Raw genomic sequence first — 6,048 nt, forward strand, 5'->3', positions numbered from 1 at the left:
GGTGCCAGGGGCGCGTCGTCGGACGCGGGCGTGCGCGGGCCGCCGCCCGGGAGCGGGGCGTCCGGCGGCGGCGGGACGGTGCCGGACCGGTCGGTGGGCACGGGCGCGTCGGTGGATACGGGCTCGTCGGTGGTCACGCGGACGGGCTCCTCGTCGAGGTGGGGGCGGGGCCGCGACGTGGCGGATCGCCCGGCGCGCGTCGTGCGGGGCCAGTATCGGGGAGACGGACGCCCGTCCGACTCGCCCGTCCGCGTGGCGTCGGCGGCACCGTGGGACGGCCGGGCACGACGACGTACCCCTCGTGCACGTCGCCGAGCACGCGCATGCGCGGGTCGCGCGTGCCCCACAGCCACGCGAGGTGCGCGCACAGGATCGCGTCGACCTCGTCCTCGACCGCCCGCAGCGCGGCGATGCGGTCGGCGCGCCCGACGACCGCACGGATCTCGCGCCACCGCGGGTGCGCGTCGAGGTGCATCGTCGGCCCGCAGACGCGCTCGAGGTGCTCGACGAGCCGGCGCCACGCGTCCGCGAGCGACGCCAGGTCGCGCCCGGGCTTCACCTTGTACGGCAGCACGCGCCCGAGCCCGAACAGCGTGACCATCGCCGGGTGCGGGTACACCTCGACGGCCACGGACGCCGGCCCGTCGGGCGCGGTCGCCGGGTCGACGTCCCACCCGAACCGCTGCGCGAGCGTCCAGCCGCGCGGCGGGTCCATCCACGGCCGCGAGCGGTTGGACGGGTGGGCGCCCGCGTCGTACCGCCCGAACTCCGCGTGCAGCAGCTTCTCCGGCAGGCGCGAGCCCGTCGCGTTCGGGACGACGAGCGGCGCGTCCACCGCGACGACGACGCGCCCGGCCGCGTGCGCCGCGAGCGCGTCCGCGATCTCGTCGTCGGTCCGCACGGTCGCCGAGTGCACGAGCCGCCCCGCCGCGTCCGCGAACGCGATCCCGGTCCGGTTGCGCGTCCCCCAGGCGAGGTCGACCCCGACGTACGTCGTCACCGGCCCAGTCTGCCGACCCACCGTCGACGCCGACGCCCACCTCGTCGGATCCGCGCCGACCTCGTCACGGAAACCCGACGAGGTCGGCGCAAACCGGACGAGCTCGCGGATGCCTTGCCAGAGCGACGCCCCACCGCCGAGCTCGCCGGTCCGACGTCGACCTCGCCTGCCCGACCCGGCGACCTCACCACCGGACCGGCGACGTCGGCGACCGACCGGTCACGTGGGTGCCGGGTAGGCGTCGGCTAGCACGCCGACCTCGTCACTTGTGCGCCGACCTCGTCACAGATACCTGACGAGGTCGGCGCGGACCTGACGAGCTCGCCGGGTCGGTGGTGAAGCCCCCGCGGCGCGCACCCCGTCATGCCGGCGTCGGTGTGCCCGCCCCCTGCGACGGCTCGCCCAGCAGGTCGGCGTGCCACAGGTCCGGGCCGAAGACCTCGTACTGGATGTCCTGCGGCGCGACGCCCCGGCCGAGCAGCGACTCCCGCACGCCCTTCATGAACGGCAGCGGGCCGCACAGGTAGAACAGGGCGTCGTCGGGCAGGTCGACGTGCCGCAGGTCCATGCGTCCGCGGTGCCGGCCGTCCAGGGGCAGGTCGCCGGCGTCGTCGTCCTCGTACCAGACGTGCGCGCGCCCGCGCAGGGCCCGGACGTCGCCGACCACCTGGCGGCGCAGGGCGAACGCGTCCTCGCGCGTGTCGGCGTGCAGCAGGGTGACGTCCAGGTCGGAGCGCGCCGCGACGAGGTGCGACAGCATCCCGGCCATCGGGGTGATGCCGATGCCGGCGCTCGCGAACACGAGCGGGCGGCCGGAGTCGTCGAGGACGACGTCGCCGAACGGCACGGAGATGGTCAGCGAGTCGCCCACCTCCACGACGTCGTGCAGGAAGTTCGACATCTCGCCGTCGGGCGTTCCCGTGCCGCGCACGCGCTTGACGGAGAACTGCCGGTGCTCGCCGTCGTCGGCGCGCGTCAGGGAGTACTGCCGGGGCTGGTTCACGCCGTCCGGCATGCGCACGCGCACCGTCACGTACTGCCCGGGCAGCGACGCGCGCACGGCCCGGCGGTCGCGGCGGCGGACGCGGAACGTCACGACGTCGTCGGTCTCGGGCACCTTCCGGACGACCTCCCACTCGCGCCACACGGTCTGCGGCGTCACGCCGCGCGCGCTGTACAGGCCGCGCTCCATGTGCATCAGCGCGTACGCCATCAGCCAGTAGACCTCGTCCCAGGCCGCCGCGACCTCGGGCGTGACGGCGTCGCCGAGCACGTCGCCGATCGCCCAGAAGAGGTTGTCGTGCACCACCTGGTACTGGTCGGGGCACAGCCCGAGGGACGCGTGCTTGTGCGCGATCCGCGCGAGCAGGCGCTCGGGCAGCTGCTCGGGCGAGCGCACCAACGCCGTCGCGAACGCCGCGACCGCCCCCGCGAGCGCGACCTGCTGCGTCCCCTCCGCCTGGTTGCCGCGGTTGAACAGGCCGTCGAGCAGCTCGGGGTGCTCGCCGAACATGTGGGCGTAGAAGCGCGCCGCGATCTCGCGGATGTGGTCGGCGACGACCGGCAGCGTCTCCTCGATCACCGGTCGGGACTGGTCGGACAGCATGCGGGCCCCCCTCGCTCGGCGAGCGGGCCACGCGTGCGGTCCGAGGGCCCGCCGTCGATCCATCGTCACCCGCGTGGCCCGCGGGCGCCACGGCAGGGAGCCGCGGTGGTGCGGCCGCCCGCTCGCCGAGGTCGCCGGTGCTGCGCCGGAGCCGCCGGTCCGAGCAGGCGAAGTGGTGGTCGGACCGGCGAACTCAGTGGCGGGTGCGGTGCCGCGGTCCGGAGGCCGGGGCGCGTTCGACGACGTCAGCGGCAGGAGCCGGCGGCCTCGCTGAGCGTCGGGACGTCGGCGCGCGCGACGTCTGCGGTCGCGTCGGACGGCGCGTCCGGGCCCTGCCCCGGCCGGCCGTCGTGGCCCGGGTGCGTCCCGACGGCCTCGACGTCCGGCACGACCGCGTCCATGACGGCCGAGCCCTCGTGCGGGCCGCCCTCCAGGACGAGGACGTCGGGCGCCTCGCCGCCGAGCACGACGGGGTCGGTCCCGAGCCGCCGGTGCGCCCGCACGTACGCCGGCGCGAGCAGCAGCACCGCGCCGAGCCACGCGAGCGGGTTGGCCCAGACGATGCCGGTGAACCCGAACGCGGCGCCGAGCACGATGGCGGCGCCGACGCGCATGACGAGCTCGATGACGCCCGTGACGGTCGGCACGCCCGTGTGCCCGAGCCCCTGCAGGGCGCCGCGCAGCACGAACAGCACGCCGAGGATCGCGTACAGCGCACCGTTGACGTGCAGGAAGTGCGCGGCCATCCCGACGACCCGCTCCTCGCCGGGGCCGACGAACAGCGCCACGATCGCGGAGCCGCCGGTGACCAGCACGGCGCCGAGCGCGACGGACCCGATCACCGACATCCACACGCCCTGCACGACGCCGGCGCGGATGCGGTCGGGTCGGCCGGCGCCGTGGTTCTGCGCGACGAACATCGACACCGCCAGGCCGAGCGACTGCAGCAGCGCGACGGCGAGCCCGTCGACGCGCGCGGCCGTGGTGTACGCGGCGACGGAGTCGGAGCCGAGCTCGTTGAGACGCACCTGCACGGCGAGCGTGCCGATCGCGATGATGGACATCTGGAACCCCATAGGCACGCCGATGCGCAGGTGGCGCCACAGGTCGTCGCGCGTGACGTGCCAGTCCTCGCGGCGGACGTGCAGGACGGGGACCCGCCGGCGCACGTACTCCAGGCACAGCGCGACGGAGACGCCCTGGCTGATGACGGTCGCGAGGGCGGCGCCGCCGACGCCCATGCCGACGACCGGGACGAGCAGCAGCACGAGCGCGATGTTCAGCACGCAGCTGATCGTCAGGAAGACGAGCGGCGTGCGGGAGTCGCCGATCGCGCGGATGACGGCCGACAGGTAGTTGAAGAACATCAGCGTCGAGCCGCCGAGGAAGCAGACGACCGTGAAGGTCGTCGCCTCGTCGAGGAGCGGCTCCGGCGTCTGCATCAGGCGCAGCGCGGGCTCGGCGACGAAGGGAGCGCCGGCGGTGAGGACGAGGCTGCCGATCGCGCTGAGGATGGTTCCCGACGTCACGGACCGGCGGACCGCCGCGGCGTCGCCGGCGCCGAACGCCTGCGCCGTCGGGATCGCGAAACCGCTGGTCATGCCCCAGGTGAACCCCAGCAGCAGGAACGTCAGCGCGCCGGTGGCGCCGACGGCGGCGAGGGCGTCGACGCCGAGGACGCGGCCCACGACCACGGCGTCGGCGACGTGGTAGAGCTGCTGGACGACGTTGCCGACCAGGAGCGGGACGGCGAACAGGAGGATGACGCGCCAGGGGCGGCCGGCGGTCAGGACCTTGGGCATGGCGGGGGGCTCCGGCGATCGGAGGGATGGGGTGGGGGGCGTGCGGTCGGTCGTTCTCGCCGGTCGCTCTCGCCAGTGAATCGTATCGATACGAACGGCGCGCGTCTGTAGCCCTTTCCGGGAACGGTGGGTGTCCGTCCGGTCACACCGGGGACGGTCGGTGTGCGGCGAGCAGGGACGAGCGGGACGAGACCGGGCAAAGGCGTGGGCCGTCCACCTCCGCGCCGCCTACGGTGCCGACCGTGACCGCTGTGCCCGCCGACGAGGTGCCGATCAGCCCCGACGTCGTCTCCGCCCTGCTGGCCGAGCAGCACCCGGACCTCGCCGGCCTGCCGCTCGGGCGCCGGTACGCCGGGTGGGACATGGCGATGTTCCCCCTCGGCGACGACCTGGCGGTGCGGCTGCCGCGGCGCGCGGCGGCGGTCGGGTCGATCGAGACGGAGATCCGGTGGGTGCGCACGCTCGGCGCGCGGTGGACGTTCCCGACGCAGCACGTGGTGCGCGTCGGCCGACCGGGTCCGGCGTACCCGTGGCCGTGGGTCGTCGTCACCTGGCTGCCGGGCGTGCCGGCGTCGGAGCGGCCGCTGGACGCCGCCGCCGGGGACGCGCTCGGCCGCGCGCTCGCGCAGGTCCACGTGCCCGCGCCGCCCGACGCGCCGTTCAACTCCGAGCAGTCGGTGCCGCTCGTCGCGCGGGAGCCGAGGCTCCGGGACGCGCTCGCCACGGTCGAGGCGATGGCACCCGGGCTGGGGCTCCAGCTGGACCGTGCGCGCGCCGACCGCATCTGGGCCGACGCCCTCGCCGCGCCCGTCGACCTGCCGCGCAGCTGGATCCACGCCGACCTGCACCCGTTCAACCTGCTCAGCGACGACGGCCGGCTCGGCGGCGTCATCGACTGGGCGGACCTCGCCGGCGGCGACCCGGCGACGGACCTCGGCTTCCTGTGGCTGTCGCTGCCCGGGGAGGGCGTGCGGCGGGCGCTCGACGTCTACGGCGCGTCGTCGGCCACGCGTGCGCGGGCGCACGGGACGGGCCTCGCGATGGTGGCCGGGTGGGCGACGTGGACGGAGCCGGAGGCGCGGCGGCTCAGCTGGCGGGCGCTCGGCGAGCTGGGCGTGGTGCGCTGAGGCGGCGGACGGCGGGCGGTCGAGGGCCGATGCGCGACGGCCGACGCGCCGCGCCGAGCGCCCGCCGTCAGAGGCCGGCGCCCCCGCTGCCGGCCGAGCCGCCGCCCTGCGCGCTCTGCATGCCGTTCGCGGTGATCGGCGGGTTCGGCAGCCCGTCCCCCTCGTCGTACGGCTCGTTCTGCGGGGCGGTGCCCTCGACGGGGTCGGGTGCCGCGGTGGCGTCGTCGACCGGGTCTGTCGAGTCGGTCGGCGGCGTGGTGGTCGGGTCGGACATCGTCGGCCTCCAGACGTGGGGTCCGTCCTGTCTACCAGCGGGCCGGGCGAGGCGCAGGTGGGCCGGGCGCGGCGGAGGGGCGAGCCGCCCCCGTAGGGAGGGACGACGACGCGCGTTGTCCATCCCTAGGCGGTCAGGGATGGACAACGCGCGCGTGGCGGCGCCGTCCCGCGCCGCACGCCGACGGCCGGGGTCCGCGCGGGACCCCGGCCGCCGGTCGGTCAGGCCCGGCGCACCGC

The 6,048-nt window shown here is 75.8% G+C and carries 5 protein-coding genes; 1 reads left to right on the forward strand and 4 read right to left on the reverse strand.

What is annotated here, in order from left to right; translation table 11 throughout:
- Nucleotides 1-133 precede the first annotated feature (133 nt).
- The 3 genes from AB6N23_RS16810 to AB6N23_RS16820 form a co-directional block, all read right to left on the reverse strand.
- Complete coding sequence (locus tag AB6N23_RS16810) at nt 134-1,000, reverse strand: DUF429 domain-containing protein (protein WP_412867134.1); 867 nt, start codon at nt 998-1,000, stop codon at nt 134-136.
- Between the two features lie 361 nt (nt 1,001-1,361).
- Nucleotides 1,362-2,606, reverse strand: coding sequence for a globin domain-containing protein (locus AB6N23_RS16815; RefSeq protein WP_412867135.1), 1,245 nt, complete (start codon nt 2,604-2,606; stop codon nt 1,362-1,364).
- A 245-nt stretch (nt 2,607-2,851) separates the two neighbouring features.
- Nucleotides 2,852-4,408 carry an MATE family efflux transporter gene (locus tag AB6N23_RS16820; RefSeq protein ID WP_412867136.1) on the reverse strand — a complete coding sequence of 519 codons (1,557 nt, stop codon included), beginning with the start codon at nt 4,406-4,408 and terminating at the stop codon, nt 2,852-2,854.
- 242 nt (nt 4,409-4,650) lie between these two features.
- Between AB6N23_RS16820 and AB6N23_RS16825 the strand changes: the two genes are divergently transcribed.
- Complete coding sequence (locus AB6N23_RS16825; RefSeq protein ID WP_412867137.1) at nt 4,651-5,535, forward strand: aminoglycoside phosphotransferase family protein; 885 nt, start codon at nt 4,651-4,653, stop codon at nt 5,533-5,535.
- A 67-nt stretch (nt 5,536-5,602) separates the two neighbouring features.
- Here the strand turns inward: AB6N23_RS16825 and AB6N23_RS16830 are convergent, their stop codons facing one another.
- Nucleotides 5,603-5,809 carry a hypothetical protein gene (locus AB6N23_RS16830; protein WP_412867138.1) on the reverse strand — a complete coding sequence of 69 codons (207 nt, stop codon included), beginning with the start codon at nt 5,807-5,809 and terminating at the stop codon, nt 5,603-5,605.
- Nucleotides 5,810-6,048: the final 239 nt, after the last annotated feature.

The organism is Cellulomonas pasadenensis (assembly GCF_047229365.1).
In the GTDB taxonomy this organism is placed as follows: domain Bacteria; phylum Actinomycetota; class Actinomycetes; order Actinomycetales; family Cellulomonadaceae; genus Cellulomonas.

Coding starts and splice junctions, on each gene's coding strand:
- AB6N23_RS16815 (WP_412867135.1), bottom strand. CDS start 2,606: ATGCTGTCCGACCAGTCCCGACCGGTGATCGAGGAGACGCTGCCGGTC.
- AB6N23_RS16820 (WP_412867136.1), bottom strand. CDS start 4,408: ATGCCCAAGGTCCTGACCGCCGGCCGCCCCTGGCGCGTCATCCTCCTG.
- AB6N23_RS16830 (WP_412867138.1), bottom strand. CDS start 5,809: ATGTCCGACCCGACCACCACGCCGCCGACCGACTCGACAGACCCGGTC.